General features: G+C 58.7%; 17 protein-coding genes, 2 tRNA genes, 3 rRNA genes and 1 pseudogene. 15 read left to right on the top strand and 8 right to left on the bottom strand.

Annotated elements, in window-relative coordinates; genetic code table 11:
* The first annotated feature begins 197 nt into the window (after positions 1-197).
* From HGP31_RS26585 to HGP31_RS26550, 8 genes are all read left to right on the top strand, one after another.
* Positions 198-1,734 (top strand): 16S ribosomal RNA (locus tag HGP31_RS26585).
* A gap of 81 nt (positions 1,735-1,815) precedes the next feature.
* Positions 1,816-1,892, top strand: a tRNA-Ile gene (locus tag HGP31_RS26580).
* 28 nt (positions 1,893-1,920) lie between these two features.
* Positions 1,921-1,996, top strand: a tRNA-Ala gene (locus HGP31_RS26575).
* 245 nt (positions 1,997-2,241) lie between these two features.
* Positions 2,242-5,135 (top strand): 23S ribosomal RNA (locus HGP31_RS26570).
* A 168-nt stretch (positions 5,136-5,303) separates the two neighbouring features.
* Positions 5,304-5,419 (top strand): 5S ribosomal RNA (gene rrf, locus HGP31_RS26565).
* Together the 16S, 23S and 5S rRNA genes with 2 tRNA genes alongside form the textbook arrangement of a ribosomal RNA operon.
* Before the next feature lie 149 nt (positions 5,420-5,568).
* A complete protein-coding gene (locus HGP31_RS26560) occupies positions 5,569-6,228 on the top strand; it encodes a paraquat-inducible protein A (protein ID WP_020799716.1) in 660 nt (219 codons plus the stop codon).
* Entirely contained in the window at positions 6,215-6,838 is a 624-nt protein-coding gene (locus HGP31_RS26555) for a paraquat-inducible protein A (RefSeq protein ID WP_020799717.1), read from the top strand. The genes HGP31_RS26560 and HGP31_RS26555 overlap by 14 nt, the downstream gene beginning before the upstream one ends.
* A complete protein-coding gene (locus HGP31_RS26550) occupies positions 6,831-9,134 on the top strand; it encodes a PqiB family protein (protein WP_168758951.1) in 2,304 nt (767 codons plus the stop codon). Before HGP31_RS26555 ends, HGP31_RS26550 begins: the two co-directional genes overlap by 8 nt.
* 184 nt (positions 9,135-9,318) lie before the next feature.
* Here the strand turns inward: HGP31_RS26550 and mksF are convergent, their stop codons facing one another.
* Genes mksF through mksB form a run of 3 tightly spaced genes read right to left on the bottom strand, consistent with a single transcriptional unit; the run spans position 9,319 to position 14,124 of the window.
* On the bottom strand, positions 9,319-12,159 hold the full coding sequence (gene mksF, locus HGP31_RS26545) for an Mks condensin complex protein MksF (RefSeq protein WP_168758950.1): 2,841 nt from the start codon (positions 12,157-12,159) through the stop codon (positions 9,319-9,321).
* Positions 12,156-12,857: an Mks condensin complex protein MksE gene (gene mksE / locus HGP31_RS26540; RefSeq protein WP_020799720.1), complete on the bottom strand. Its 702-nt coding sequence runs from the start codon at positions 12,855-12,857 to the stop codon at positions 12,156-12,158. The genes mksF and mksE overlap by 4 nt, the downstream gene beginning before the upstream one ends.
* Positions 12,847-14,124 (bottom strand): Mks condensin complex protein MksB, encoded by a 1,278-nt coding sequence (gene mksB, locus HGP31_RS26535; protein ID WP_162276381.1) that lies wholly within the window; start codon positions 14,122-14,124, stop codon positions 12,847-12,849. The genes mksE and mksB overlap by 11 nt, the downstream gene beginning before the upstream one ends.
* Positions 14,125-14,360: 236 nt before the next feature.
* On the opposite strand from mksB, the gene HGP31_RS26530 reads away from it, so the two are divergent.
* Together HGP31_RS26530 and rimI are read left to right on the top strand one after the other, a co-directional pair.
* Positions 14,361-15,101, top strand: coding sequence for an energy transducer TonB (locus HGP31_RS26530; RefSeq protein ID WP_168759232.1), 741 nt, complete (start codon positions 14,361-14,363; stop codon positions 15,099-15,101).
* A complete protein-coding gene (gene rimI / locus HGP31_RS26525) occupies positions 15,094-15,546 on the top strand; it encodes a ribosomal protein S18-alanine N-acetyltransferase (RefSeq protein WP_007978046.1) in 453 nt (150 codons plus the stop codon). The genes HGP31_RS26530 and rimI overlap by 8 nt, the downstream gene beginning before the upstream one ends.
* Before the next feature lie 48 nt (positions 15,547-15,594).
* Here the strand turns inward: rimI and HGP31_RS26520 are convergent, their stop codons facing one another.
* Positions 15,595-15,999, bottom strand: a complete 405-nt coding sequence (locus tag HGP31_RS26520; protein WP_033039044.1) for a hypothetical protein — start codon at positions 15,997-15,999, stop codon at positions 15,595-15,597.
* 167 nt (positions 16,000-16,166) lie between these two features.
* Between HGP31_RS26520 and can the strand changes: the two genes are divergently transcribed.
* Complete coding sequence (gene can, locus HGP31_RS26515) at positions 16,167-16,811, top strand: carbonate dehydratase (RefSeq protein WP_008055619.1); 645 nt, start codon at positions 16,167-16,169, stop codon at positions 16,809-16,811.
* Positions 16,812-16,893: 82 nt separating this feature from the next.
* On the opposite strand, the gene HGP31_RS26510 is transcribed toward can, so the two are convergent.
* The 3 genes from HGP31_RS26510 to HGP31_RS26500 form a co-directional block, all read right to left on the bottom strand.
* Complete coding sequence (locus HGP31_RS26510; RefSeq protein ID WP_168758949.1) at positions 16,894-18,066, bottom strand: hypothetical protein; 1,173 nt, start codon at positions 18,064-18,066, stop codon at positions 16,894-16,896.
* Between the two features lie 150 nt (positions 18,067-18,216).
* A complete protein-coding gene (locus tag HGP31_RS26505) occupies positions 18,217-18,537 on the bottom strand; it encodes a hypothetical protein (protein ID WP_168758948.1) in 321 nt (106 codons plus the stop codon).
* Positions 18,538-18,704: 167 nt separating this feature from the next.
* Positions 18,705-20,123, bottom strand: coding sequence for a short-chain fatty acid transporter (locus HGP31_RS26500; protein WP_033039034.1), 1,419 nt, complete (start codon positions 20,121-20,123; stop codon positions 18,705-18,707).
* A gap of 200 nt (positions 20,124-20,323) precedes the next feature.
* Between HGP31_RS26500 and HGP31_RS26495 the strand changes: the two genes are divergently transcribed.
* The 4 genes and pseudogenes from HGP31_RS26495 (at position 20,324) to ddlA (ending at position 24,264) form a co-directional block, all read left to right on the top strand.
* Positions 20,324-21,637, top strand: a complete 1,314-nt coding sequence (locus tag HGP31_RS26495) for an MFS transporter (RefSeq protein ID WP_042955697.1) — start codon at positions 20,324-20,326, stop codon at positions 21,635-21,637.
* A gap of 128 nt (positions 21,638-21,765) precedes the next feature.
* A pseudogene (locus HGP31_RS31065) lies at positions 21,766-22,542 on the top strand (PAS domain-containing protein); the annotation flags it as partial.
* A complete protein-coding gene (locus tag HGP31_RS31060; protein ID WP_420850702.1) occupies positions 22,522-23,082 on the top strand; it encodes a methyl-accepting chemotaxis protein in 561 nt (186 codons plus the stop codon). The pseudogene HGP31_RS31065 and the gene HGP31_RS31060, both read left to right, overlap by 21 nt.
* Before the next feature lie 87 nt (positions 23,083-23,169).
* Positions 23,170-24,264, top strand: coding sequence for a D-alanine--D-alanine ligase (gene ddlA / locus HGP31_RS26485; protein ID WP_020799729.1), 1,095 nt, complete (start codon positions 23,170-23,172; stop codon positions 24,262-24,264).
* Between the two features lie 51 nt (positions 24,265-24,315).
* Here ddlA and ggt read toward each other — a convergent pair whose 3' ends face one another.
* Complete coding sequence (gene ggt / locus HGP31_RS26480; RefSeq protein ID WP_168758947.1) at positions 24,316-26,148, bottom strand: gamma-glutamyltransferase; 1,833 nt, start codon at positions 26,146-26,148, stop codon at positions 24,316-24,318.
* Positions 26,149-26,269: the final 121 nt, after the last annotated feature.

Raw genomic sequence — 26,269 nt, 5'->3', positions numbered from 1 at the left:
TGCGCGCCTCGGTTGAGACGAAAGATCTTAACCAACCGCTCTTTAACAACTGAATCAAGCAATTCGTGTGGGTGCTTGTGGAGTCAGACTGCTAGTCAACAGATTATCAGCATCACAAGTTACTCCGCGAGAAATCAAAGATGTAACCAACGATTGCTGAGCCAAGTTTAGGGTTTTCTCAAAACCCAAAGATGTTTGAACTGAAGAGTTTGATCATGGCTCAGATTGAACGCTGGCGGCAGGCCTAACACATGCAAGTCGAGCGGATGAAGAGAGCTTGCTCTCTGATTCAGCGGCGGACGGGTGAGTAATGCCTAGGAATCTGCCTGGTAGTGGGGGACAACGTCTCGAAAGGGACGCTAATACCGCATACGTCCTACGGGAGAAAGCAGGGGACCTTCGGGCCTTGCGCTATCAGATGAGCCTAGGTCGGATTAGCTAGTTGGTGAGGTAATGGCTCACCAAGGCGACGATCCGTAACTGGTCTGAGAGGATGATCAGTCACACTGGAACTGAGACACGGTCCAGACTCCTACGGGAGGCAGCAGTGGGGAATATTGGACAATGGGCGAAAGCCTGATCCAGCCATGCCGCGTGTGTGAAGAAGGTCTTCGGATTGTAAAGCACTTTAAGTTGGGAGGAAGGGCAGTAAATTAATACTTTGCTGTTTTGACGTTACCGACAGAATAAGCACCGGCTAACTCTGTGCCAGCAGCCGCGGTAATACAGAGGGTGCAAGCGTTAATCGGAATTACTGGGCGTAAAGCGCGCGTAGGTGGTTTGTTAAGTTGGATGTGAAATCCCCGGGCTCAACCTGGGAACTGCATTCAAAACTGACAAGCTAGAGTATGGTAGAGGGTGGTGGAATTTCCTGTGTAGCGGTGAAATGCGTAGATATAGGAAGGAACACCAGTGGCGAAGGCGACCACCTGGACTGATACTGACACTGAGGTGCGAAAGCGTGGGGAGCAAACAGGATTAGATACCCTGGTAGTCCACGCCGTAAACGATGTCAACTAGCCGTTGGGAGCCTTGAGCTCTTAGTGGCGCAGCTAACGCATTAAGTTGACCGCCTGGGGAGTACGGCCGCAAGGTTAAAACTCAAATGAATTGACGGGGGCCCGCACAAGCGGTGGAGCATGTGGTTTAATTCGAAGCAACGCGAAGAACCTTACCAGGCCTTGACATCCAATGAACTTTCCAGAGATGGATTGGTGCCTTCGGGAACATTGAGACAGGTGCTGCATGGCTGTCGTCAGCTCGTGTCGTGAGATGTTGGGTTAAGTCCCGTAACGAGCGCAACCCTTGTCCTTAGTTACCAGCACGTAATGGTGGGCACTCTAAGGAGACTGCCGGTGACAAACCGGAGGAAGGTGGGGATGACGTCAAGTCATCATGGCCCTTACGGCCTGGGCTACACACGTGCTACAATGGTCGGTACAGAGGGTTGCCAAGCCGCGAGGTGGAGCTAATCCCATAAAACCGATCGTAGTCCGGATCGCAGTCTGCAACTCGACTGCGTGAAGTCGGAATCGCTAGTAATCGCGAATCAGAATGTCGCGGTGAATACGTTCCCGGGCCTTGTACACACCGCCCGTCACACCATGGGAGTGGGTTGCACCAGAAGTAGCTAGTCTAACCTTCGGGAGGACGGTTACCACGGTGTGATTCATGACTGGGGTGAAGTCGTAACAAGGTAGCCGTAGGGGAACCTGCGGCTGGATCACCTCCTTAATCGACGACTCAGCTGCTCCATGAGCTCCCACACGAATTGCTTGATTCATTGAAGAAGACGAAAAGAAGCAGCCCGAAATTGGGTCTGTAGCTCAGTTGGTTAGAGCGCACCCCTGATAAGGGTGAGGTCGGCAGTTCGAATCTGCCCAGACCCACCAATTTTGTGTGGGAAACCTGTAGGAATACGGGGCCATAGCTCAGCTGGGAGAGCGCCTGCCTTGCACGCAGGAGGTCAGCGGTTCGATCCCGCTTGGCTCCACCACTACTGCTTCTTATTGTATAAAGCTTAGAAATGAGCATTCCATCGATGATGGTGAATGTTGATTTCTAGTCTTTGACTAGTTCGTTCTTTAAAAATTTGGGTATGTGATAGAAAGATAGACTGAACGTTACTTTCACTGGTAACGGATCAGGCTAAGGTAAAATTTGTGAGTTCTCTTAGTTGAGAAATTCGAATTTTCGGCGAATGTCGTCTTCACAGTATAACCAGATTGCTTGGGGTTATATGGTCAAGTGAAGAAGCGCATACGGTGGATGCCTTGGCAGTCAGAGGCGATGAAAGACGTGGTAGCCTGCGAAAAGCTTCGGGGAGTCGGCAAACAGACTTTGATCCGGAGATGTCTGAATGGGGGAACCCAGCCATCATAAGATGGTTATCTTGTACTGAATACATAGGTGCAAGAGGCGAACCAGGGGAACTGAAACATCTAAGTACCCTGAGGAAAAGAAATCAACCGAGATTCCCTTAGTAGTGGCGAGCGAACGGGGACTAGCCCTTAAGTGGCTTTGAGATTAGCGGAACGCTCTGGAAAGTGCGGCCATAGTGGGTGATAGCCCTGTACGCGAAAATCTCTTAGTCATGAAATCGAGTAGGACGGAGCACGAGAAACTTTGTCTGAATATGGGGGGACCATCCTCCAAGGCTAAATACTACTGACTGACCGATAGTGAACTAGTACCGTGAGGGAAAGGCGAAAAGAACCCCGGAGAGGGGAGTGAAATAGATCCTGAAACCGTATGCGTACAAGCAGTGGGAGCCCACTTTGTTGGGTGACTGCGTACCTTTTGTATAATGGGTCAGCGACTTATTTTCAGTGGCGAGCTTAACCGAATAGGGGAGGCGTAGCGAAAGCGAGTCTTAATAGGGCGTCTAGTCGCTGGGAATAGACCCGAAACCGGGCGATCTATCCATGGGCAGGTTGAAGGTTAGGTAACACTGACTGGAGGACCGAACCGACTACCGTTGAAAAGTTAGCGGATGACCTGTGGATCGGAGTGAAAGGCTAATCAAGCTCGGAGATAGCTGGTTCTCCTCGAAAGCTATTTAGGTAGCGCCTCATGTATCACTGTAGGGGGTAGAGCACTGTTTCGGCTAGGGGGTCATCCCGACTTACCAAACCGATGCAAACTCCGAATACCTACAAGTGCCGAGCATGGGAGACACACGGCGGGTGCTAACGTCCGTCGTGAAAAGGGAAACAACCCAGACCGTCAGCTAAGGTCCCAAAGTTATGGTTAAGTGGGAAACGATGTGGGAAGGCTTAGACAGCTAGGAGGTTGGCTTAGAAGCAGCCACCCTTTAAAGAAAGCGTAATAGCTCACTAGTCGAGTCGGCCTGCGCGGAAGATGTAACGGGGCTCAAACCATACACCGAAGCTACGGGTATCACCTTCGGGTGATGCGGTAGAGGAGCGTTCTGTAAGCCTGTGAAGGTGAGTTGAGAAGCTTGCTGGAGGTATCAGAAGTGCGAATGCTGACATGAGTAACGACAATGGGTGTGAAAAACACCCACGCCGAAAGACCAAGGTTTCCTGCGCAACGTTAATCGACGCAGGGTTAGTCGGTCCCTAAGGCGAGGCTGAAAAGCGTAGTCGATGGAAAACAGGTTAATATTCCTGTACTTCTGGTTATTGCGATGGAGGGACGGAGAAGGCTAGGCCAGCTTGGCGTTGGTTGTCCAAGTTTAAGGTGGTAGGCTGGAATCTTAGGTAAATCCGGGATTCCAAGGCCGAGAGCTGATGACGAGTTACCTTTCAGGTGACGAAGTGGTTGATGCCATGCTTCCAAGAAAAGCTTCTAAGCTTCAGATAACCAGGAACCGTACCCCAAACCGACACAGGTGGTTGGGTAGAGAATACCAAGGCGCTTGAGAGAACTCGGGTGAAGGAACTAGGCAAAATGGCACCGTAACTTCGGGAGAAGGTGCGCCGGTGAGGGTGAAGGACTTGCTCCGTAAGCCCACGCCGGTCGAAGATACCAGGCCGCTGCGACTGTTTATTAAAAACACAGCACTCTGCAAACACGAAAGTGGACGTATAGGGTGTGACGCCTGCCCGGTGCCGGAAGGTTAATTGATGGGGTTAGCTAACGCGAAGCTCTTGATCGAAGCCCCGGTAAACGGCGGCCGTAACTATAACGGTCCTAAGGTAGCGAAATTCCTTGTCGGGTAAGTTCCGACCTGCACGAATGGCGTAACGATGGCGGCGCTGTCTCCACCCGAGACTCAGTGAAATTGAAATCGCTGTGAAGATGCAGTGTATCCGCGGCTAGACGGAAAGACCCCGTGAACCTTTACTATAGCTTTGCACTGGACTTTGAATTTGCTTGTGTAGGATAGGTGGGAGGCTTTGAAGCGTGGACGCCAGTTCGCGTGGAGCCATCCTTGAAATACCACCCTGGCAACTTTGAGGTTCTAACTCAGGTCCGTTATCCGGATCGAGGACAGTGTATGGTGGGTAGTTTGACTGGGGCGGTCTCCTCCTAAAGAGTAACGGAGGAGTACGAAGGTGCGCTCAGACCGGTCGGAAATCGGTCGTAGAGTATAAAGGCAAAAGCGCGCTTGACTGCGAGACAGACACGTCGAGCAGGTACGAAAGTAGGTCTTAGTGATCCGGTGGTTCTGTATGGAAGGGCCATCGCTCAACGGATAAAAGGTACTCCGGGGATAACAGGCTGATACCGCCCAAGAGTTCATATCGACGGCGGTGTTTGGCACCTCGATGTCGGCTCATCACATCCTGGGGCTGAAGCCGGTCCCAAGGGTATGGCTGTTCGCCATTTAAAGTGGTACGCGAGCTGGGTTTAGAACGTCGTGAGACAGTTCGGTCCCTATCTGCCGTGGACGTTTGAGATTTGAGAGGGGCTGCTCCTAGTACGAGAGGACCGGAGTGGACGAACCTCTGGTGTTCCGGTTGTCACGCCAGTGGCATTGCCGGGTAGCTATGTTCGGAATAGATAACCGCTGAAAGCATCTAAGCGGGAAACTAGCCTCAAGATGAGATCTCACTGGGACCTTGAGTCCCCTGAAGGGCCGTCGAAGACTACGACGTTGATAGGTTGGGTGTGTAAGCGCTGTGAGGCGTTGAGCTAACCAATACTAATTGCCCGTGAGGCTTGACCATATAACACCCAAGCAATTTGATGCTCCTAGTTGAAAAGACGAAAGAGACCAGATTGCGGTGTGTGAAGACGAAACGAACCGAAAGTTCGAAGTTCACAAAACACCGAAGCTATCACATACCCAATTTGCTGATGCGAGGCCATTTGGTCACGACTCAGTACCCGAATTTCTTGACGACCATAGAGCGTTGGAACCACCTGATCCCATCCCGAACTCAGAAGTGAAACGATGCATCGCCGATGGTAGTGTGGGGTTTCCCCATGTGAGAGTAGGTCATCGTCAAGATTAAAATCCGAAACCCCTATCTGCGTATGCAGGTAGGGGTTTTGTCTTTTGCCGAAAGAAAATCACACTGATTCGTGCACAAATTGGCACAGTTATTTTCGATTCAGGGCACTAGAATAGGCCCAACCTTTTCGGAGTCAGAGCGTTATATGCCAGATCCGGTTGACGCCTCAAGGCTGTCAGAATTACCGCTGAACGATTTGGTGGCGTGCCACGAGTGCGACTTGCTGATGCGCAAGCCCAAGCTCGATCATGGTGAGAAAGCCCTGTGTCCGCGATGTGGTTACGAGCTCTATGCTCATCGATACAACGTCGTACAGCGCAGTCTCGCCCTGGTTATCGCGGCATTGCTGTTGTACATCCCGGCGAACTTTTTACCCATCATGCAACTCAACCTGCTTGGGCAATCGTCGCAAGACACTGTCTGGAGCGGGGTTGTCGGGCTTTTCGATACAGGCATGCAAAGCGTTTCAGTCATTGTGTTCCTGTGCAGCATGGCGATTCCGCTGCTCAAGCTGCTCTGCCAACTGGTCGTGTTGCTGAGTATCCGATTTAACGTCGGACGTAGCTACGGCTTGCTGCTTTACCGTATTTACCACCATTTACGGGACTGGGGGATGCTTGAGGTTTACCTCATGGGCGTACTGGTCGCGATCGTCAAGCTGGCAGATATGGCAGCAATGACCATTGGTCTTGGCTTGGCGTGCTTCATTGGATTGTTGTTGGTCCAGGTCTGGCTGGAGGTAGTGATGTCTCCTCACCAGATCTGGCAGGCTTTATCAGGAGAGGATGCCCATGCGGGCGATTGATGCAGGCATTCTGATTTGCGCCGAATGCCATGAATTGAACAAGCAGGAAGCTGATGTCGACGATCAGGTCTGCACTCGGTGCGGCGCACTGGTGCATGCCCGCCGTCCCAACAGTGTGGCGCGGACCTGGGCGTTGCTGATCACCGCCGCCATTCTTTACATACCGGCCAATGTGCTGCCGATCATGACCGTGAGCTCCCTGGGCAAGGGTGATCCCAGCACCATCATGTCCGGAGTGATCCAACTGGTTCAGCACGGCATGATTCCCATTGCCGCAGTGGTATTTATCGCCAGCATTGTGGTGCCCACGTTCAAACTGGTGGGGATCGCCTTGCTGCTGTTTTCCGTACAGCGCCACCAGCCACTCTCGGCCCGCCAGCGCATATGGATGTACCGCTTTATCGAGTTCATCGGCCGCTGGTCGATGCTCGATATCTTTGTAATCGCCATCCTGGTGGCGCTCGTGAATTTTGGCCGGCTGGCCACCATTGAAGCTGATCTGGGCGCCATTGCGTTCGCCAGCGTGGTGATTCTGACGATGCTTGCCGCAGTAACTTTCGATCCCCGACTGATTTGGGATAACACGGAGTCGGACGACGACCATGACTGATCTGCCTACAGCTAAAATCCGACCGGCTTCGAACTGGTCGGCTATCTGGGTATTGCCCCTGATTGCCCTGATCATTGGTGGCTGGCTCGGCTGGCGTGCCTACACCGAAACCGGCATCGAGATTCAGGTTCGTTTCGAAAGCGGTGAAGGCATCCAGGCCAACAAGACCGAAGTCGTCTACAAAGGCATGCCGGTCGGCAAGGTGAAAACCCTCAAGCTTGATGATGAAGGCAGTTCCAAAGGGGTGATCGCGACCGTTGAGATGAACAAGGACGTGGAGCAATACCTGCGCACCAGCACGCGCTTCTGGCTGGTCAAACCGAGTGTGACGCTGGCCGGTATTACCGGGCTGGAGACGCTGGTCTCGGGTAACTATGTCGCAATCAGCCCGGGTGAGGGCGAGCCTGCCCGCAAGTTCAAGGCCCTGGCACAGGAGCCACCGCTGTCGGACGCCCAACCCGGCCTGCACCTCACGATCAAGGCTGATCGCCTGGGCTCGCTGAACCGTGGCAGCCCGGTGTTCTACAAGCAGATCAAGGTCGGGCAGATCAAGAGCTACGTGCTCTCCGAGGACCAGAGTACTGTCGAGCTCAAGGTCTTCATCGAGCCGACGTACGCCAAGCTCGTGCGCAAACACACGCGTTTCTGGAACGCCAGCGGCATCAGCATCGATGCCAACCTGTCCGGTGTAAAAGTTCGCAGTGAATCCCTAGCCAGTATTGTTGCTGGTGGTATTGCGTTTGCCACTCCTGAAAATCGCAAGGACAGCCCGCCTACCGATCCGAGCCTGCCGTTCCGCCTTTATGAGGACTTCGATGCGGCTGCCGCCGGGATCAAGGTCAAGGTCAAGCTAAGCGACTTCGAAGGCTTGCAGGCGGGCCGTACGCCGGTGATGTATAAAGGTATTCAGGTCGGCACCCTCAAGGCCCTCAAGGTCGATCCCGATTTGTCCGGCGCCAGCGCCGAGTTGACCCTGGACCCGCTGGCCGAGGATTACCTGGTCGATGGCACCCAGTTCTGGGTGGTCAAGCCGTCGATTTCCCTGGCGGGCATTACCGGCCTGGAAGCATTGGTCAAGGGTAACTACATCGCCGTGCGTCCTGGGGACAAAGGCGCCGCGCCGCAACGTGAGTTTGTCGCACGGCCCAAGGCGCCGCCGCTGGATTTGCGTGCACCGGGCCTGCACCTGGTGTTGTTCACCGATAACCTCGGTTCGCTGGAAGTGGGCAGCCCGGTACTCTACAAGCAGGTCAAGGTGGGTTCGGTACAGAGCTATCAGTTTTCGCGCAAAAAGAAACAGCTGGTGATCGGGGTCCATATCGAGAAGGAATACGAAGACCTGGTCAACGCTTCCACGCGGTTCTGGAACGCCAGTGGCATCACCTTGACCGGTGGCCTGACTGGCGGGATCCAGGTCAAGAGTGAATCGTTGCAAAGCCTGATGGCTGGCGGCATCGCCTTCGAAACACCGGAGGCCAAGGCACCCTTGCAGAAGCGCATCCCGCGTTTCCGCCTGTTCGCCAGCCATGAGCTAGCCAACCAGAAAGGCGCGGTGATCACCATCAAGGTTGACCGTGCCGATGGCCTGCGCACTGGCACGCCCATCCGCTTCAAGGGGCTGGATGTCGGCAAGATCGAAGACGTTGACCTGAGTGACGATCTGCAGTCGGTGCTGCTGACTGCGCGGATCGATGAAGTCCCGGAGCGCATCGCTCGTGTCGGCAGTCAGTTCTGGGTGGTCAAGCCCGAGTTGGGGCTGATCAAGACGTCGAACCTGGAAACATTGGTTACCGGGCAATACATCGAGGTGCAACCGGCAGCGAAGAACCTGGGCCCGCAGAAGAATTTCGTGGCGCTGGCCAATCCCCCGGAAACTGCCAAGCAGGAAGCTGGTTTGAGCCTGACGTTGAGCGCTCCTCGTCGTGGTTCGCTGAAGGCTGGGGTTCCGGTGACTTATCGAGAAATCACCGTGGGCAAGGTGACGGGTTATGAGTTGGGCCAGACGGCCGATCGTGTGTTGATCCGCATCCTGATCGAGCCCAAGTACGCGCCATTGGTCCGCAGCGGCACGCGGTTCTGGAACACCAGCGGTTTTGACTTTGATGTGGGTCTGTTCAGAGGGGCGACAGTGCGTACTGAATCGCTTGAGACGATGATCCAGGGCGGTGTCGCCTTTGCTACGCCGGATGGTGATCGCATGGGCACCCCCGCGCGACCGGAGCAGACATTCCCGCTGTTCGACAAGTTCGAAGAGGAATGGCTGACCTGGGCGCCGAAGATTCCGCTCGGCAAGTAGTGTATTGGCGGCTGTTATGCCGCCTTCGCGAGCAGGCTCGCTCCCACAGTGGTCAGCGTCGTTCACATATTTTGTGTACGCCACGGACTAAATGTGGGAGCGAGCCTGCTCGCGAAGAACCTCTCCAAATAAAAAGGCCGCAATCCATTGGATCGCGGCCTTTTTATTACCTTCGATTCAAGTCTCAGACCGCATCCAGCTCCGGCTCATCCGCTTCAACGTTCACAGTCGCCTTCACCTCGTCGTGACGACGAATGTACTTCCAATCATCCTCATCAATGTAGATGCCAGCCGGGCCGCTACCACCTTCCAGGTCGATGGCGACACTGGCGCAGACCTGTGGCTTCACACTGGCCAGGATGGGCACGAAGCCCAGTTGTAGACTGGTCTCCAGCAACGCCGCCTGGTTTTTCTCGTCGATGTCCGCCGCCTCGTCGAGGTAGTACGGCAAGCGCACACGTCCGGCCAGGTCGCGGTCCATCAAGTGCAGCAACAAATACATGTTGGTCAGCGCCTTGATGGTCATGGTGGTGCCGTTGGACGCGGCGCCGTCGATGTCGGTGTGGATAACCGGCGATCCGTTGACCTTTGTGATCTCGAACGCCAGTTCGAACAAGTCCTTGAGGCCGAGCTGGTTGTGGTTTGCCGCCACCAGCCGCGCCAGGTATTCCTTGGCCTCTTCGTTCTTGTTGTCCTGCTCGGCGCTCTGGCTCAGGTCGAAGACGGACAGGGTCTCGCCTTCTTCGTACTGGCCGGCGCTGTGGATGATCTGGTCGATGTGCTTGAGTGCTTCCTTGTTCGGCGCCAGTACGATGCGGAAGCTTTGCAGGTTGGACACCTGACGTTTGTTGATCTCGCGGTTGAACAGCGCCAACTGGTGCTCGAGGCTGTCGTAGTCGCTGCGGATGTTGCGCAGGGTCCGGGCGATGTCGGTAACAGCCGCACGCCGGGCCTTGCCGAGGGTCAGGGCTTCGTCGGTACGGTGTGCGTAGGCGTTGATCAGCAGTTGCAGGCGACGTTCCATATCGTCTTCGCTGTCGAACTTGGCCACGCCCTTGAGGCGCACCTGGGCGTACAGCGCCTCGATCTGGCCATCGGCACGCAACAGGCCTTGCCAGCTGTCCTGATAGTCGTTGAGCAACGGCAGCAGGTTGTCCATCGAATCGTCGACCGGATCCATGAACGGCGTGCCGAACGGCAGATCCGCCGGCAACAACTGACGGCGGCGCAGGGCGTCGTCGAGGGTGCGTTGCTTGGCTTCCATGTCACCGATCTGCCGGCCGACCAGTTGCAGCTTGGCGGACAGTTGCTGGACGCGTTCGGTGAAAGCATCGCTGGAGCGCTTCAATTCGTCCTGGGCGGCTTCCATCTGCGCCAGCTGCTCCAGCTTGTCGCCCTCTTCGGCGCTCAGGGTTTGCGCGCGACGGAAGTCTTCCAAGGCTTTCTGGGCATCCAGCACCTGCTGGTACAGCGCTTCGGTCCGGGTCTTGCTCGCGGCGCGGTCGGCGGCCACGGCTTGCTGGGTTTTCAGTTGCTTGAGTTCTTTTTCCAGTCGCTCTTTCTGGTCGCGCAGCGCGGCACGGTCAGCCAGGGCTTGCAGGGCCGGGGGCTCGATGTGCGAGATGTCGATGGACAGGCCCGGTACTTCGAAGCGCTCGCCTTTGAAACCGTCGAGGATCAGCTCTACGGATTTGACCCAGTCGCCGTTGTCGTCGAGGGTAATGCCGTGCTCGCCCAGCGGCAGGCTGAACAGTGCGCTGTTGAACAGGCGCATCAGGCGCTCGACGTCCTGCTGCGAGAATTCTTCGCGCAGGCGGGCGTAGCTGTTGTTGTCGGCGTGGTCGAGTTGTTGCTTGACCGACTTCAGGCGTTTTTCCAGCTCACGCAGGCGTTCTTCCAGGTCCTCGGCACTGAATTGCCGCGACTGCGCCAAGGCACCTGCCAGCTCATCGTGGGCGTCCTTGGCCGCGAGCAGTTGTTGCTCGAGCACCTTGACGTCTTCGACCAGGGCAAAACGATGCTTGAGCACCGCCAGCTCGCCGAGCCAGCGCTGGATGCCAGTGATTTCCCGCTCCAGGCGCATCAGCTCCTGGGTGCCGCCACGCTGATCGTTCTGCAGGGCGTCCTGCTCGTGGCGATAGTGCTCGGCCTGGATGGTCAGCTCTTCCTTGCGGGCACTGGCGTAGTCCGACCAAGTGCCGAGCAGGGAGTCGAGCAGCGGCGAGAGGCGGTGCAGCTTGCCGCGCAGGATATCGCGCTGTTTCACGCCGTTGGCGAGGGCTTCGACCAGGGGACCGGCTGCCACCAGCGATTGGTAGTCCTGTTCCATGCGTCGTACGTCGCGGAAAGCTTCTTCGCACGCGGCGATGTAGTCGACGCTACCGGAACGCAGGCTGTGCTCGAAGGCGTCGAGGAACAGTTGCTTGAGCTTGGCCGCGGTGATTTCGCGCATGTGCAGCAGGTTGATGAACAGCGCGCGGAAGGTCTTCAGGCTCTGTTCGCTGGTAGAGCGCAGGGGGATCAGTGTCAGGTCCAGCGGGATCGAGGTGTGTCCACCGACCAGCAAGCGCCGCAATTCATCGGGCTTGAGTTCGTAGGCTTTGAGGCCTTCGCGCTCAAGGTTGCTGAACAACTCCTTCTGGCGCAGGCAGGTGTCGTTTTTCTGGTAGTGGGCCAGGTCCAGCCGGCCGGCGTAGGCAAAGAACTGGTGACCGAAGCCGCCACCCGGACCGCGTCCGACCACGCCGATCACGTGGGGGCCATGGGGCAGGTTCACCTCCACCAGGATGTAGCTGGTGTCGGAGGCGAAATAGAAGCGCCGGGATTGCTCCAGGCTGTACTTGCCGAAGCTCATGTCCGACATGCGTGCCAGGATCGGGAACTGCAGCGCATTGATCGAAGCGGATTTACCGAGGTTGTTCGCGCCGTAGACCGACAGCGGCTCTTCCAGCGGGAACAGGCCGAGGGTGTAGCCGGCGGTGTTCAAAAGGGCAAAGCGGCGGATGCCGTAGCGTTCCTTGATCATGCGTCGAGCTCCTGTTCTTCGGCAATGGCGCGGGCCAGGGCGTCTTCTTCGCTTTCATCTGCAAACTCTGCCAAGTCGAGCGGGTCGTCGGTCTGCAGTAGTTTTTCATCGCTGTCTTCATCGATCAGCACCGGAGCCGGCAGCGGCAGTACGCTGTGCAGGCTGGCCGCCAGGTCACGGTCCTGTTGCACCGATAGGCACACATCGAGGAAACGGTGCATCGGCGGCAGGAAACGGTACACGCCGTTTTCTTCGCCGGCGAAGCCGAGTTGGGTCATGCGGCGCATGATTTTTTCTTCCAGCTCATCCTGGGTCTGTACTTCGGCCTGGATGAACAGGTCGCGGTACTTTTCCAGCAGCGATGGCAGTTCATCGCGACCCAGGCTGCCGCCGTCGAGCACGGCGACCGGGTCGCGGCCCTGATCGGCCAGGTGCTCGACAAGGATGAAGGTGAACAGCGCCAGACGCTGCGCGGTCTTATTCACCGCCGCGGCGGCCAGGTCCGGTACGAAATAGTAGAAACCACGGGTGTCGCAGACCAGTTCAAACCCCAGGGCCTTGAACAGCGTGCGGTACTGGTCCTGGAAGTTCGACAGCTGCGCATACAGCTCAGGATCGCGGCGGCTGACGTGGTAGCCCTTGAACAGCTCGCGAAAGATCGGTGCCAGTTGGGACAGTTCGGAAAGATCAAGATGCATGGGGGATGCTCGCAGAATTCTCGGTAGGGTCATCGCCGACCGAGAGCAGGGCGAAGGAGCGCAGGCTGACCTGGTGCTCGTGTGTGTGGTAGTCGCGACGTTCCAGGCGTTCGCGCTTGAAGCGTTTTTCCCGGGACAGTCGCGAGAACCAGTACAGCAATTCGTCGGTGGCACCGTCCGGCTCTTGCTCCAGCAGCCAGGTCATCAGGTCCGGCATCGGCAGGGCGTCTTCGCAGCGTTCGAGCATCTCCCGAACCGTGCGTGGCGCACGTGGAGCTTCGCCTTTCTGGGTTTTGTGGGCCTTGGGGAAGCGCGCCGGTTTCGGTTCGAAGCGGGCCAGGGCATAAACGTAGGCCTCGACCTGGCTGGCGCTGCCGAGGAAGGTGCTTTGCGGGCGTGTGAACAACGGCATTGCCGCCTGCGGCACGGCATCGATGCCTTTTCGGCGAATGGCGGACAGGGCCAGGGCCGCGCCACGGGTGACAGCGTTGTGGCGACGTGCCTCTTCACGCAGCGGCAGCAATAGTTCGCGCGCGTGACGCAGGGTCAACTGGGCGCTGGTCTGCATTTCAAGGATACGCGCGTGAGTGCGCAGCAACATGTCGTCATCGACCAGGTGGCCGAGGCGTTGCTGCTCGGAGAGCATCTTCAGCAGCACGGTTTCAACCTTGCGCACGCCTTGTTCGAAAGCGCCGTCGGCGTTCACCAGATCAATCATCGGCTCGACGTATTCGTCCCAGGTCGCCAGCACTTCAGCGTAACGCTGGCGCAATGGAATCTGTCGGTCGCTGGTTTTCGCCCTTTCGGCGACGGCCACCAGTGCTTGTTCGTCGTTATCGAGTTTTTTCAGTACATCGCGAACTCGCATGTCGAGCAGGCGAAGCTGGCGGGCCAGGTCGTTGCCGTCGCGGATGTCGAAGGCGTCCTGGATGTAGCCGGCCAGGCGCTCGAGATGGCGCAGATAGGCTTCGATTTCCAGGCACAGGCCCAAACGGTGTTCACGGCGCAGGTAGGCGAGGAAGTCGTGAATTTGCGCATTGAGCTCGAAACGGTTCGGGCTTTTCGCCACCGGAACCAGAATATCGAGGCGAATCCACACGTCCAGCAGGCTGGTGATGTCCTGCGGCGTACTGTCGAGTTGCTGGGCGGCCAGTTGCGTGCGCAGTTCGTTGAGGCTCAGGGTGCCTTGGTCGAAATGCTCGCACAGTGGCTCCAGAAGTGCCCAGTGTTCAGCGAGGGCGCGCAAGACGCGCTTGGGTTCGATCATCGGAATGGCCGGCTGGTTGGCGAATAAAAGCCGCGATTGTACTGCATCAGGCACGATGCGATTCACTCTCGGGACGGGCTGTCGCCATTTTTCACAAGTGGAAAGATTATCGGTGCAGTCTATCGATCAACAGCGGGCGATCTTGCGCGAAGGGCGGTAGAATCGGCGCACTTTAGTTATCCACAAGTGGCCGACCTTTGCTTATCGAGTCCCGTCGTCGCGCTTATTTGAACGCCATGCAGGTGGTCAACTGGTTGCCGCGCACCGAATTGCCCTTTGCCGCCCCGTCGCGGCCCGAGCTGCTGGAGCCGCCCGAAGCGCTGGTCGAGGCTCCCGTGGCGCCTGTGCCGGTGGTCGAGACGCCCGTCGTGCCTACGGTAAAACCCGCCGAGCGGGTGAAGGTCGAGGTGCCGCGGCCATCGCTGGCCAGCACGCGCACTGGCGCAAAACCTGCGGCCGAGGAGGCGCCGGTGGTCGCCAGGGTCGCGCCGGTGCCGCCGCCGCGCTTTGCCCTGCAACTGCTGCGAGCCGGCCGCTGCCTGCTGCTGGTGGAGTTACCCACAGGTGAATCCTTCCAGGCACGCGACCCTGCTTATCTGCTGCTCAAGGACATGCTGCGAGCCGCCGGTCTGCCGGACAGCCCGCAGATCATCGGCGAGCCAGTACGCTGGCCGCTGCTGGTGCGTGGGACGATGGACCAGGGCCCGGAGGCCGCCCGTGACTTTGTGCAAGGTTTCCTCTCGGTGCGCATGGAAGAAGTGCCATGCGCCTGCCTTTGGCTGATCGGCCTGCCCGCGGTGCGGTTTGCCGGTGAAGCGGACTCTGATGCGTTCAACCGCGAATTGCAGATTGAGGGCCTGGGCTCGGCGTGGGCGGTACCGGGCCTGGAATTGTTAATGGAAGAGCCACAGCGCAAGGCCGCCGTGTGGCAAGCCATGCGTCGGCTGATGGCGCGTTGGAAAGAATCGAATGAGTGACGCTGTATCGTTCCGCCCGATGACCGAGGCGGACCTGGAAACTGTTCTGAAGATCGAGTATGCGGCCTACAGCCATCCCTGGACCCGCGGGATTTTTCTCGATGGCCTGGGCAAGTATCAGATCTGGCTGATGTTCGAAGGTCAGCAGCAGGTGGGCCATGGGGTGGTGCAGATCATTCTTGACGAGGCGCATCTGCTCAACATTACCGTCAAGCCGGAAAACCAGGGCCGAGGCCTGGGTTTGACCTTGCTGGAACATTTGATGTCGATCGCCTACAAGGCCGATGCCCGGGAATGCTTCCTGGAAGTGCGCGACAGCAATACCGCGGCGTTCAAGCTGTATGAGCGTTACGGTTTCAACGAGATCGGACGTCGACGGGATTACTACCCGGCGGTGGGTGGGCGCGAAGATGCGGTGGTCATGGCCTGTACATTGGTGGATTGATCACCATCGTTTTGGTTGAACGCCGATTCCTGCGGCAGCTCCTACAGATCAGCGTTTCTTGTCCAGCGGATCGCTCTGCGCCATCTCTGCCTCGTCCAACCCGTTGCCCCCACCAATCTCGTCTTCATCGACAATGCTCAAGTCCCAATCGGCCTGATCACCTTCACCCAATTCCTGGGCATCCCGCGCACCGTCCTCACGGATGAGTGTTTCCGAGGTCAGGTCATCATCGGTCGATTCATGATCATCGGTCGATGCACCCGTCATGCCGGCTTCACGCACGCGTTCTTCAGGTATCAGCTGCTTGCGTTCCTTGTGTGGCAATTCATCGCCGATTTTTGCGCTGGGTTCTTCCGTGTCGAAATCCAGCTCATGCACCGAGCCCATGCGATCTTCGTTATCATCGATGGGTTCCGGTTGCACCGCATCGTACGGACGTCGTGAATCAGTCATGGCAATTCCTCATACTGTTAGCCTTATAGAGTGGACCCACTGGGTTGCAGGGAATTCCACCGGCATGGAGCGCCATGAACGGGCAGCGGCGGGCATTTGCATAACGCGCGTGACCCCGACGGACGGTTGTCTGTCAAAGCAGCGCACCATTATCGAGGCTTCATTGCATGAACGAATTACAAGATCTGATTGATAACAACGAGCGCTGGGCCGACGCGATCACCAAAGAAGATCCTGACTTCTTCGCCAAGCTGGCTCGTCAACAAACGCCGGAGTACCTGTGGATCGGCTGTTCCGATGCGCGGGTGCCGGCCAACGAGATCGTCGGCATGCTGCCGGGCGATCTGTTCGTGCACCGCAACGTGGCCAACGTGGTGTTGCATACGGATCTCAACTGCCTGTCGGTGATCCAGTACGCGGTCGACGTACTCAAGGTCAAGCATATCCTCGTGACCGGCCACTATGGCTGTGGCGGCGTGCGCGCCTCGATGCAGGACCGTCAGTTCGGCCTGATCGACGGTTGGCTGCGTTCGATTCGCGATCTCTACTACGAGAAACGTGAAGAACTCGCCAAATTGGCCACCGAAGAGGAGCAGGTCGACCGCCTCTGCGAGCTCAACGTGATTCAGCAAGTGGCCAACGTCGCCCATACCAGCATTGTGCAAAATGCCTGGCACCGCGGGCAGAACCTGTCGATTCACGGTTGCATCTACGGCATCAAGGACGGTCGCTGGAAAAGCCTGAACACCACGATCAGCGGTTTCGAGCAATTGCCACCGCAGTATCGACTGCGTCCGGTCGAGAAGCTTTAAGCCTGCTCAGCAGACGCTTTGCCGACGCCAGTGTTGCAAAAACATCTGGTCGTCGGCGCTCTCCGTCAGTTGACTCGTCAGCCTATAGCGCGGGCGCGGGTATCGCCGGGGCTGGCGCTGGCACCTTGAGCAATTTGAGCTGGGCCTTGATCGATGCTGTCGCACATTTGCCTGCGGCCTGTGCGGGGGTCAGCTTGCGGATCGAGGTGTAGAACAGCGCACAGGTTTTATCGGCCTGGGCCACTTGCCAGGTCTGGGTGCAGCTTTTCAGCTCGATATCGGGATTGGTGTCCGTTTCACGGCCCATAGCGGCCTGCCAGCAAGCGGCACTCAAATCCTGGCCCATGACTTTCAGGCCCGCTGTATCGGCTTGGGCCTGGGCGTCTTTGCCGGTGTAGCTGGCTGGATCGGCGGCGTACCAGATGTAGCTGGGATGGTTGGCGCCCAATAGCGGTACTTTTACTCCGTCGACCGGGCTGATTGTCACCAGGCTCAACACATTCACGGTTGGCCCGTACTGCTGCTTGACCCAGTTGCGCACCGGTGCACCGAAGGCAACCGTTGGCAAGGCCGCGCCGCTGGAATGTACCGTCACCTGCTTGACCATGCTGGTCTGGTAGTCCTTGAAGTAGTCGTAGACGCCTTCCAGATCCTTGCCTGCGTTCGAAGGCGCGGCAATCGGGGCGATATCGATAATGGTTTGGTAGCCCGGTAGCTGCTCGGGTGTGACGCCATTGATGGTCAGCAGCGTGGCCCAGCGATCCGTGGTGGCCGACTTCAGGTAATCCTGGGCCTGGGTCAGCGAATAATCGGGTGGGAAGTGCAGCAGCTCGACGCTTCTGCGGTTTTCCAGGGCCATGCCCAGTGGCAGGAAAAAATGCCAGTTATAGGCCCACTTGCCGTCGGCATTCAGTTTGCTCGCACCGTTGTAGGCCAGCTCGCCGGCGTCAAGCAGTGCTGCCAGGGGTTTTTCATAGCGCCTGGGCACGCCCGTGATTTCGGCATGGAGTTGACCGTTTTCGGTTTTGACCAGGACCTTGGCCTCGCTATAGCCATCGCGCTGCACGCTTTGCGTCAGGTAGTGCTCGACGGTCTGCTCCAGCGTCCAGTTGCGAAAGCAGATCACGTTGCAGTTGTTGGGATAGGCGAACAAACGTTTGACGCGTTCGGTGCTGCCCAGCTTCAGGGCGATATCGGCGTGGGCAGCGGTGCTCAGGGTAAAGGCCGCGAGGGTGAGGCCTGCGAGTCTTAACATGCTCAGATCCTTTTCAGCGTGGTCGCGATACGAAGATGCACGTCATACTGGATCAACACAATGATGCAGAAAACCAGGCCTCAAGCACTTTTTTTCGAAGCGTGCGATCCAGCCCGCGATCAGTGTTTGCGGGGGAGTGAGGTCAGGCGATCACAACAGGCGTAGCGCCAATTGGCCGCCGGCACGCAAGTACTCGACCTGTGCGGTAACCGCATCCTTGACGATAGCCTCACCGGTATCGCTCAGCCTGGCTTTTTTGGCATCGAGGACGGCGCTTTGCAGTAACTGCATGGCGACATCCATCGCTTTCTGAAAGGCCGTCACATTGTTGTGCTGGCCAAATTCGCGGACAACGGCGTCCATGCGGCGATCGGCATCGTCTCGCAGGGCCCTGTACTCAACCACCGAGACGTTACCGTCCTGGTAAATTTCATTGATCAACTCTTCCAGTGTCTTGGATATCGGTGTCATCGGATCTTCCTTGGGTTTTTGGTGATTGATACTCCGGGACAGGTTAATTCAAGGAAGCTGGTTGCGAGAGTCAGGGCTTGCCGTTGGATTGGGTGGGACAACGCTGCGCGTTTTGTAAGAAAAACGCGCAGTCTCAGGTCGCGCTGACCCTCGCTGTAGCCGCTTCCCTATGGCATCACCGGCGGCGTATACGCCAGCGTCGTTCCGAGTGCCCACAGCAGCACCAGCACCAGTGGTGTGTGCACCAGCAATTGCACGAACGAGAAGCCGATCAGGTCCCGCGCCTTCAATCCCAGCACGCCCAGCAGCGGCAGCATGTAGAACGGGTTGATCAGGTTGGGCAGCGCTTCGGCGGCGTTGTAGATCTGCACGGCCCAGCCCAGGTGGTAGTTCAAGTCGTTCGCCACTTGCATCACATACGGTGCTTCGATGATCCATTTACCGCCGCCGGACGGAATGAAGAAGCCGAGGATCGCCGAGTACACGCCCATCAGCAGGGCATAGGTGTCATGGGAGGCAATGCTCACGAAGAAGGTCGAGATGTGGTGGGCGAGGGTCTGCGCGTCGGCGCCCTTGACCGTGGTCATCAGTGCGGCGATCGAACCGTACAGTGGGAACTGGATCAGCACGCCGGTGGTGGTCGGCACCGCGCGGGCCACCGCGTCGAGGAAGCTGCGCGGGCGCCAGTGCAACAGGGCACCGAGCATGATGAACAGGAAGTTGTAGGTGTTGAGACCGGAAATCGCGCTGATCGCAGGTTTGGTGGAAAACTCATGGAACAGCCACCCAGCCGCCAGCAGCACCAACAGGATGGTCAGCAGCGGGCTGTGTTCCAGCCATTCTCCGGGACGGGTGCGTGGTTGCAGTGGTGGCAGGTTGAAACTCGGGTCGACGCCACAGGCCTGGGCGTCTCGCGCCGTGTGCGGGCCGGGGGCAGTGGCGTAGGCGATGATCAGCGAGATGACGATCAAGGCCAGCAACATGACGCCCGACTGCCAGAGAAAGATCGTTTGGGTGAACGGAATCACCCCGGTAATCGACAGGATCGACGGCGGCAGGCTGGCCGGGTTGGCCTGCAACTGCGCAGCAGACGAAGACAGGCCCAGGGCCCACACCGCGCCCAACCCCAGGTACGCGGCTGCACCCGCGGCGCGATAGTCCATCTTAAGGTCGGTACGGCGGGCAAGGGCTCGCACCAGCAAGCCGCCAAACACCAGTGACAAACCCCAGTTAAGCAGCGACGCGACCATGGAAATCAGGGCCACCCAGGCCACCGCGGAGCGCCCGTTTTTCGGCAACTTCGCCAGGCGATCGATCAGCTTCACCGCCGGTGGCGAGCTGGCGACCACATAACCGCCGATCACCACGAACGCCATTTGCATGGTGAACGGGATCAGGCTCCAGAAGCCGTCACCAAAGGCCATGGCCGCATCAGTCGGCTTGGCGCCCATGGCCATGGTGGCCACGGCGACAATGATCACCGCCAGGGCGGCAAATACCCAGGAGTCGGGGAACCAGCGTTCGGCAAAGCTTGAACAGCGCAGGGCAAAGCGGGCGGAGCGGGTATCTTCGATATCAGCGGCCACGGGACTACCTCGAATTTTTATGTTTGTTGTGGTCTTCGGGGCAGCATAGGCCCCTCTGGACAGACGCCAACCTTAATTCAAACGAGTGTTTTTTGCGGCGCTGATTTAGGCCTATGGGACTTTGGTCTAACGGGTTGTCCGTCGGCGCGTTTGCGTAGACCATGGGCGCCTTGGTTTTTGCCTGTGCCAGAGTTCTTTTCATGACTGCCAATATAGATCCACGTCCGCTGCCATTCAGCCGCTCGGACTACAAGACCCTGGGGCTCGCGGCTCTCGGTGGCGCGCTGGAAATCTACGACTTCATCATCTTCGTATTTTTCGCCCTGACCTTGAGCCAGCTGTTTTTCCCGCCCGAAATGCCTGAGTGGCTGCGGCTTCTGCAAAGCTTTGGCATCTTCGTCACCGGGTACCTGGCGCGGCCCCTGGGTGGGATCCTGATGGCGCATTTCGCCGACAGTCTGGGTCGCAAGAAGGTGTTCAGCCTGAGCATCCTGATGATGGCGCTGCCGTGCCTGCTCATCGGAATCATGCCGACCTACGCGCAGATCGGTTATTTCGCGCCACTGCTGCTGTTGGCCCTGCGCGTCCTCCAGGGCGCGGCGGTGGGTGGCGAGGTGCCGAGCGCCTGGGTATTCGTAGCGGAACACGCGCCAGTCGGCCATCGCGGCTACGCCCTGGGCTTCCTGCAGGCGGGGCTGACCTTTGGTTATTTGCTTGGCGCCCTGACGGCAACCTTCCTGGCGCAGACTTTTACTCCAGCGGAAATCCTCGATCACGCCTGGCGTTATCCTTTCCTGCTGGGCGGGGTGTTTGGCGTGATTGGCGTCTGGTTGCGGCGCTGGCTCAGCGAAACGCCGGTGTTCATGGCCATGCAAGCCCGGCGCGAGGCAGCCATCGAGTTGCCGTTACGGGCAGTCCTGCGTGAACATCGCCTGGCCCTGCTGCCAGCGATGATTCTCACCTGCGTGCTGACATCAGCGGTGGTGGTGTTCGTGGTCATCACCCCGACCATGATGCAAAAAACCTTCGGCATGACCGCCAGCCACACCTTCGCCCTGAGCGCATTGGGCATCGTGTTTCTGAACATTGGCTGCGTGCTCGCCGGTCTGCTGGTCGATCGCATCGGCGCCTGGCGTACCGTCATGCTTTATAGCCTGTTGCTGCCACTGGGTATCGGCGTGCTCTACACCTGCCTGATCAGCGGTGGCAACTGGGTCGGCCTGGCCTACGCGGTGGCTGGACTGAGTTGCGGAGTAGTGGGCGCGGTGCCATCGGTGATGGTCAGCCTGTTCCCGGCGCGGATTCGCGTCTCGGGTATTTCCTTCACCTACAACATCGCCTACGCCGCCTGGGCGAGCATCACGCCCTTGCTGTTGATCGGCCTGATGCCATGGAGCCCCTGGATCTGCGTGATTTTTTGCGCGGTGATGGGGGCGGTGGGTGTGGGCAGTGCGGCGTATTTCGGCTCGCGGGCACCGGGAGTCGCCGGTTGCCCAGCCGCCGGTACAGCGTGATAGGCAGGGACGATTGGCGCGGTTTCATTATATTTGTAGGACAATCCTCAAGCGCTCTTCAGAAAATCCCTGCAAGGCCGATGGCTAGGCTCTAAGTCGCTTTCTATTCCAGTCCATCGGTGCGTCCCATGTTCAATAAACGCTTGAAGCAGGAGCTGTCGGCTCTTCGCGAAGAACTCTCCAGCCTGCAGCAAGTGAAGGAAAGCCTGGAAAGCGAGATGCTCGTGCTGACCCTCGATATTGACGGGAGGGTGCAGTCGGTCAACCAGAACTTCCTCGGCGAGATGCACTACAAGAGCAACGAGCTGATCGGCCGGCACATCGAAGAGATCGTTCCGGATCATGTGAAAAACGACGAATTCCAACTACGTTTCAAGACCGCACTGAGTCGGGGCGAGCACTTTGCCGGTGCCGTGCGTCTGTTGCGTGGCACTGGCCAGGAAGCCTGGTTGCGTTCAATTGTGCAGCCCGTGCGCACGGCAGACGGGCGGATCAAGCATTTTTCGATTTTCTCCAGCGACCTGACCCGCACCATCGAGGCCTCCCGTGAGCATGAAAACCTGATCGGTGCACTGGTGCGTTCGACAGCGGTGATCGAGTTCGACCTCAATGGCAATGTGCTGACCGCCAACGAGCGCTTTCTCAGTGGCATGGGCTACAGCCTGGCGCAGATCAAGGGCAAGCATCACCGTACTTTTTGCTTTCCCGAGGACTACAACAGCGCCGAATACCAGGCGTTCTGGCGCCGTCTGAACACCGGAGAGTTCGTGGCCGAACGTTTCAAGCGCGTCGACAGCCACGGTCGTACAGTCTGGCTGGAGGCCTCCTACAACCCGGTGACCGATGCCAACAATAAACTCTACAAAGTGGTGAAATTCGCCACGGTGATCACCGATCAGGTCAACCAGGAGCAAGCGGTGGCCGAAGCGGCCAACATTGCCTACGGCACCTCGCAGCAAACCGATCAAAGCGCCCAGCGCGGCAACGCCGTGGTGACGCAGGCGGTGGATGTGATGCGTGACCTGGCCAGGCACATGCAAACCGCTGTCGATGGCATCGAAGCCTTGAATGAGCAATCACTGGTAATTGGCACCATCGTCAAGACCATCAGCGGGATTGCCGAACAAACCAACCTGCTGGCGCTCAATGCGGCCATCGAAGCGGCCCGTGCCGGTGAGCAGGGACGAGGTTTTGCCGTGGTGGCGGACGAGGTTCGGCAACTGGCTTCGCGCACCAGCCAGGCCACCGACGAGATTGTCCTCGTGGTGCGGCAAAACCAGGACATGGCGCGCAACGCCGTGGCCCTGATGGCCGACGGCAAGCTCCAGGCGGAACAGGGTCTGGCGCTGGCGGCGGAAGCAGGCTCGGTGATCGTCGAGATCCAGGATGGCGCGCAGAAAGTGGTCAATGCAGTGGGGCAGTTTGCCAATCAGTTGGCGAGCTGACTCCCTGCGAGCCGCTGGACGGCAGGACCTTGCAGTCGTAACGTGGCGGCTACCCAGGTTGCAAGCCATCCACGATGAGGTCAGGCAATGAGTAAACTGCGTGTGGGCGTTATTTTCGGGGGCCGCTCGACCGAGCACGAGGTGTCGCTGCAGTCGGCGAAAAACATTGTCGATGCACTGGATCGCTCGCGCTTCGAGCCGGTGTTGATCGGCATCGACAAGCAAGGCCATTGGCACCTCAACGACCCCTCGAACTTCCTGCTGAACCAGGAAAATCCGGCCCTGATCGCGCTCAATCAATCCAATCGCGAATTGGCCGTGGTTCCAGGCAAGGCCCACCAGCAATTGGTGGAAACCGCCGGTGCCGATCTGTTGGGTCACGTCGACGTGATATTCCCCATCGTCCACGGCACCCTTGGCGAAGACGGTTGCCTGCAGGGATTGCTGCGCATGGCCGACCTGCCGTTTGTCGGTTCCGATGTGCTGGGTTCGGCGGTCTGCATGGACAAGGACATCAGCAAGCGCCTGTTGCGTGATGCCGGCCTGGCCGTCACGCCGTTCGTCACCCTGACCCGCGCCAGCGCCGCGCGCACAGGCTTTGCCGAGGTCAGCGGCAAGCTCGGCCTGCCGCTGTTCGTCAAGCCGGCCAACCAGGGTTCTTCCGTCGGTGTGAGCAAGGTGAGCGACGAAGCCGAATATGCGGCGGCAGTCGAGCTGGCTTTGAGCTTCGATGAAAAAGTGCTGATCGAGTCGGCGGTCAAGGGCCGAGAGATCGAATGTGCGGTGCTTGGCAACGAAGACGCCATCGCCAGCGGCTGTGGCGAGATCGTGGTGCACAGTGGCTTCTATTCCTACGACAGCAAGTACATCGACGACAAAGCTGCTGAAGTCGTGGTGCCGGCCAATATCAGCGTCGAGTCCAGCGAACGCATTCGCGCGATGGCGGTCGAGGCGTTCCAGCTGCTCGGCTGTTCCGGGCTGGCGCGCGTCGATGTATTTTTGACTGACAGTGGCGAAGTCCTGATCAATGAAATCAACTCCCTGCCAGGCTTCACCCGCATCAGCATGTACCCGAAACTGTGGCAGGCAGCGGGGATGACCTACAGTGAACTGGTCACGCGGCTGATCGAATTGGCGCTGGAAAAACACCAGGCTCGACGGGCGTTGAAAATCAGTCGTTGAGGAAAATGGGCCTGCCTTCGCCCAGGCAGGCCCCTTCACGCTGCAAGCGACTCAATCCCCCAACGTTTCCCCCTCCCGCCGAGGATCAGCCCCACCGGCCAGCGACGCCTTCCCCTGTGCATCCTTGACCCGGACAATCGCCTGGGTGCCGCTGGTCATGTCGATTTCGTTGACGCGGTGGCCCTTGTCCTTGAGTGCCTGGATTAGCGCCGGGCTGAACTGGCCGCTCTCCAGTTCGGTCGGGCCATTTCGGCTGCCGAAGTTGGGCAGGTTGATGGCTGCCTGTGTATCGAGGTTCCAGTCGAGCAGGCCGACGGTGGTTTTGGCCACGTATTCGATGATTTGTGAGCCGCCGGGAGAGCCGAGGCTGGCGACGAATTCGCCACTCTGGCGGTCGAAGATCAGCGTTGGGGCCATGGACGAGCGCGGACGCTTGCCGGGTTCGACGCGGTTGGCGACTTTCTGGCCGTTCTCTTCGGGAATGAACGAGAAGTCGGTCATCTCGTTGTTGAGCAGGAAGCCCTGGACCATCACATGCGAGCCGAAAGCGGATTCGATGGTGGTGGTCATCGACACCGCGCCGCCCTGGTCATCGACCGCCACCACTTGCGAGGTGGAGATGCGCAGGGGGGAGCGGTCTGGCGCGTAGGCGACCTGGATGCCCGGTGGCGTGCCGGGCTTGGCCGTGTCCATGCTGTGCTCGCCGACCAGCGCCGCCCGGCTGGCCAGGTAAGCCGGGTCGATCAAGCCCTTGACGGGCACTGGCACGAAGTCCGAGTCGGCCACGTACTGCGCGCGATCGGCATAGGCCAGGCGCTCGACTTCGCTGATCAGGTGCACGGCCTCGGCGGTTGGTTCGAGGCCAGCGGCTGTGCTGGCTTTCACCGGTTGCATCGGCGCCAGGGCCCAACGCTTGTCGCTTGTCTCCAGGGCTTGCAGCGTGCCGAGGATCTGCGCCATGGCGATCCCGCCCGATGAGGGGGGCGGCATGCCACAGACCTGCCAGCGCTTGTAGTCGGTGCACAAAGGCGCGCGTTCCTTGGCGCTGTAGTTGACCAGGTCGCTCAGCGACAGGCTGCCCGGGTTGGCGTGACCCTGGACCTTGGCCACGATCTCTTGTGCGATAGGCCCTTTGTACAAGGCATCCGGTCCTTCCTTGGCGATGCGTTGCAAGGCGGCAGCCAAGGGCGGATTCTTCAACAGGGTGCCGCTGGCTTTCGGGCTGCCATCGGCATTCAGGAAGTAGGCCGTCATTTCCGCAGAGCGCTTTATGGACGAATCCGCAGCGATCAACCGATGCAGGCGAGGCGAGATGACAAAGCCTTGATCGGCCAATTCGATGGCGGGCTCGAACAGCTGCGCCCATGGCAAACGACCGTGTTTGCGATGGGCCAGCTCAAGGGCTCGCAACACCCCGGGAGTTCCCACCGAGCGCCCGCCAATCTGTGCCTGGGTGAAGGGCATCGGCTGGCCATCGGCCTGCAGGAACAGTTTCTCGGTGGCACCGGCCGGTGCGGTTTCGCGCCCGTCGTAGGCGCGCACGGATTGGCCATCCCAGAGCACGATCAACGCGCCGCCACCGATGCCCGAGGACTGCGGTTCGACCAGCGTCAGAACCGCTTGCATGGCAATGGCGGCATCGATGGCCGAACCGCCCCGACGCAGCATCTCGCGCCCGGCTTCGGCTGCCAATGGGTTGGCGGCTGCGGCCATGTGGCGTGAAGCGTGTCGGGTCTGCAGGTCGGCGCGATAACCGGACGCGCTTTCCGGTGCCGTGGGCAGCGTCGGGGCGGACGCGTTGTGGCAGGCGCCAAGGGTCAGCGCGGTGATGATCAGCGCGAGCGCTGGCAGGCGCGCGCGACTCGAGTGGGAGGCTGGAAACATGGGGGCACTCCGTCCGTGGGATAAATATACCGGGGACTGTATCGGTGACCTCGCAGTGACGCAAACCAGCTCCCGTGGTCGCTCTTCATCAATCGACGGATTTTCTGTAGGGTCATTGCCA

It is taken from the genome of Pseudomonas umsongensis, from assembly GCF_012647205.1.
GTDB lineage: Bacteria > Pseudomonadota > Gammaproteobacteria > Pseudomonadales > Pseudomonadaceae > Aquipseudomonas > Aquipseudomonas umsongensis.
Note: the sequence above shows the minus strand (reverse complement) of the source record. Positions and strands in the feature narration are given on the sequence as shown.

Bases quoted from the DNA above. Each gene is read 5' to 3' on its own strand.
- HGP31_RS26530 (WP_168759232.1), top strand. From the start codon at position 14,361: ATGCAGGTGGTCAACTGGTTGCCGCGCACCGAATTGCCCTTTGCCGCC.
- HGP31_RS26495 (WP_042955697.1), top strand. From the start codon at position 20,324: ATGACTGCCAATATAGATCCACGTCCGCTGCCATTCAGCCGCTCGGAC.
- ggt (WP_168758947.1), bottom strand. From the start codon at position 26,148: ATGTTTCCAGCCTCCCACTCGAGTCGCGCGCGCCTGCCAGCGCTCGCG.
- mksE (WP_020799720.1), bottom strand. From the start codon at position 12,857: ATGCATCTTGATCTTTCCGAACTGTCCCAACTGGCACCGATCTTTCGC.
- HGP31_RS26555 (WP_020799717.1), top strand. From the start codon at position 6,215: ATGCGGGCGATTGATGCAGGCATTCTGATTTGCGCCGAATGCCATGAA.
- HGP31_RS26520 (WP_033039044.1), bottom strand. From the start codon at position 15,999: ATGACTGATTCACGACGTCCGTACGATGCGGTGCAACCGGAACCCATC.
- HGP31_RS26560 (WP_020799716.1), top strand. From the start codon at position 5,569: ATGCCAGATCCGGTTGACGCCTCAAGGCTGTCAGAATTACCGCTGAAC.
- HGP31_RS26505 (WP_168758948.1), bottom strand. From the start codon at position 18,537: ATGACACCGATATCCAAGACACTGGAAGAGTTGATCAATGAAATTTAC.
- HGP31_RS26550 (WP_168758951.1), top strand. From the start codon at position 6,831: ATGACTGATCTGCCTACAGCTAAAATCCGACCGGCTTCGAACTGGTCG.
- mksF (WP_168758950.1), bottom strand. From the start codon at position 12,159: ATGATCAAGGAACGCTACGGCATCCGCCGCTTTGCCCTTTTGAACACC.
- can (WP_008055619.1), top strand. From the start codon at position 16,167: ATGAACGAATTACAAGATCTGATTGATAACAACGAGCGCTGGGCCGAC.
- rimI (WP_007978046.1), top strand. From the start codon at position 15,094: ATGAGTGACGCTGTATCGTTCCGCCCGATGACCGAGGCGGACCTGGAA.
- HGP31_RS26510 (WP_168758949.1), bottom strand. From the start codon at position 18,066: ATGTTAAGACTCGCAGGCCTCACCCTCGCGGCCTTTACCCTGAGCACC.
- ddlA (WP_020799729.1), top strand. From the start codon at position 23,170: ATGAGTAAACTGCGTGTGGGCGTTATTTTCGGGGGCCGCTCGACCGAG.
- mksB (WP_162276381.1), bottom strand. From the start codon at position 14,124: ATGATCGAACCCAAGCGCGTCTTGCGCGCCCTCGCTGAACACTGGGCA.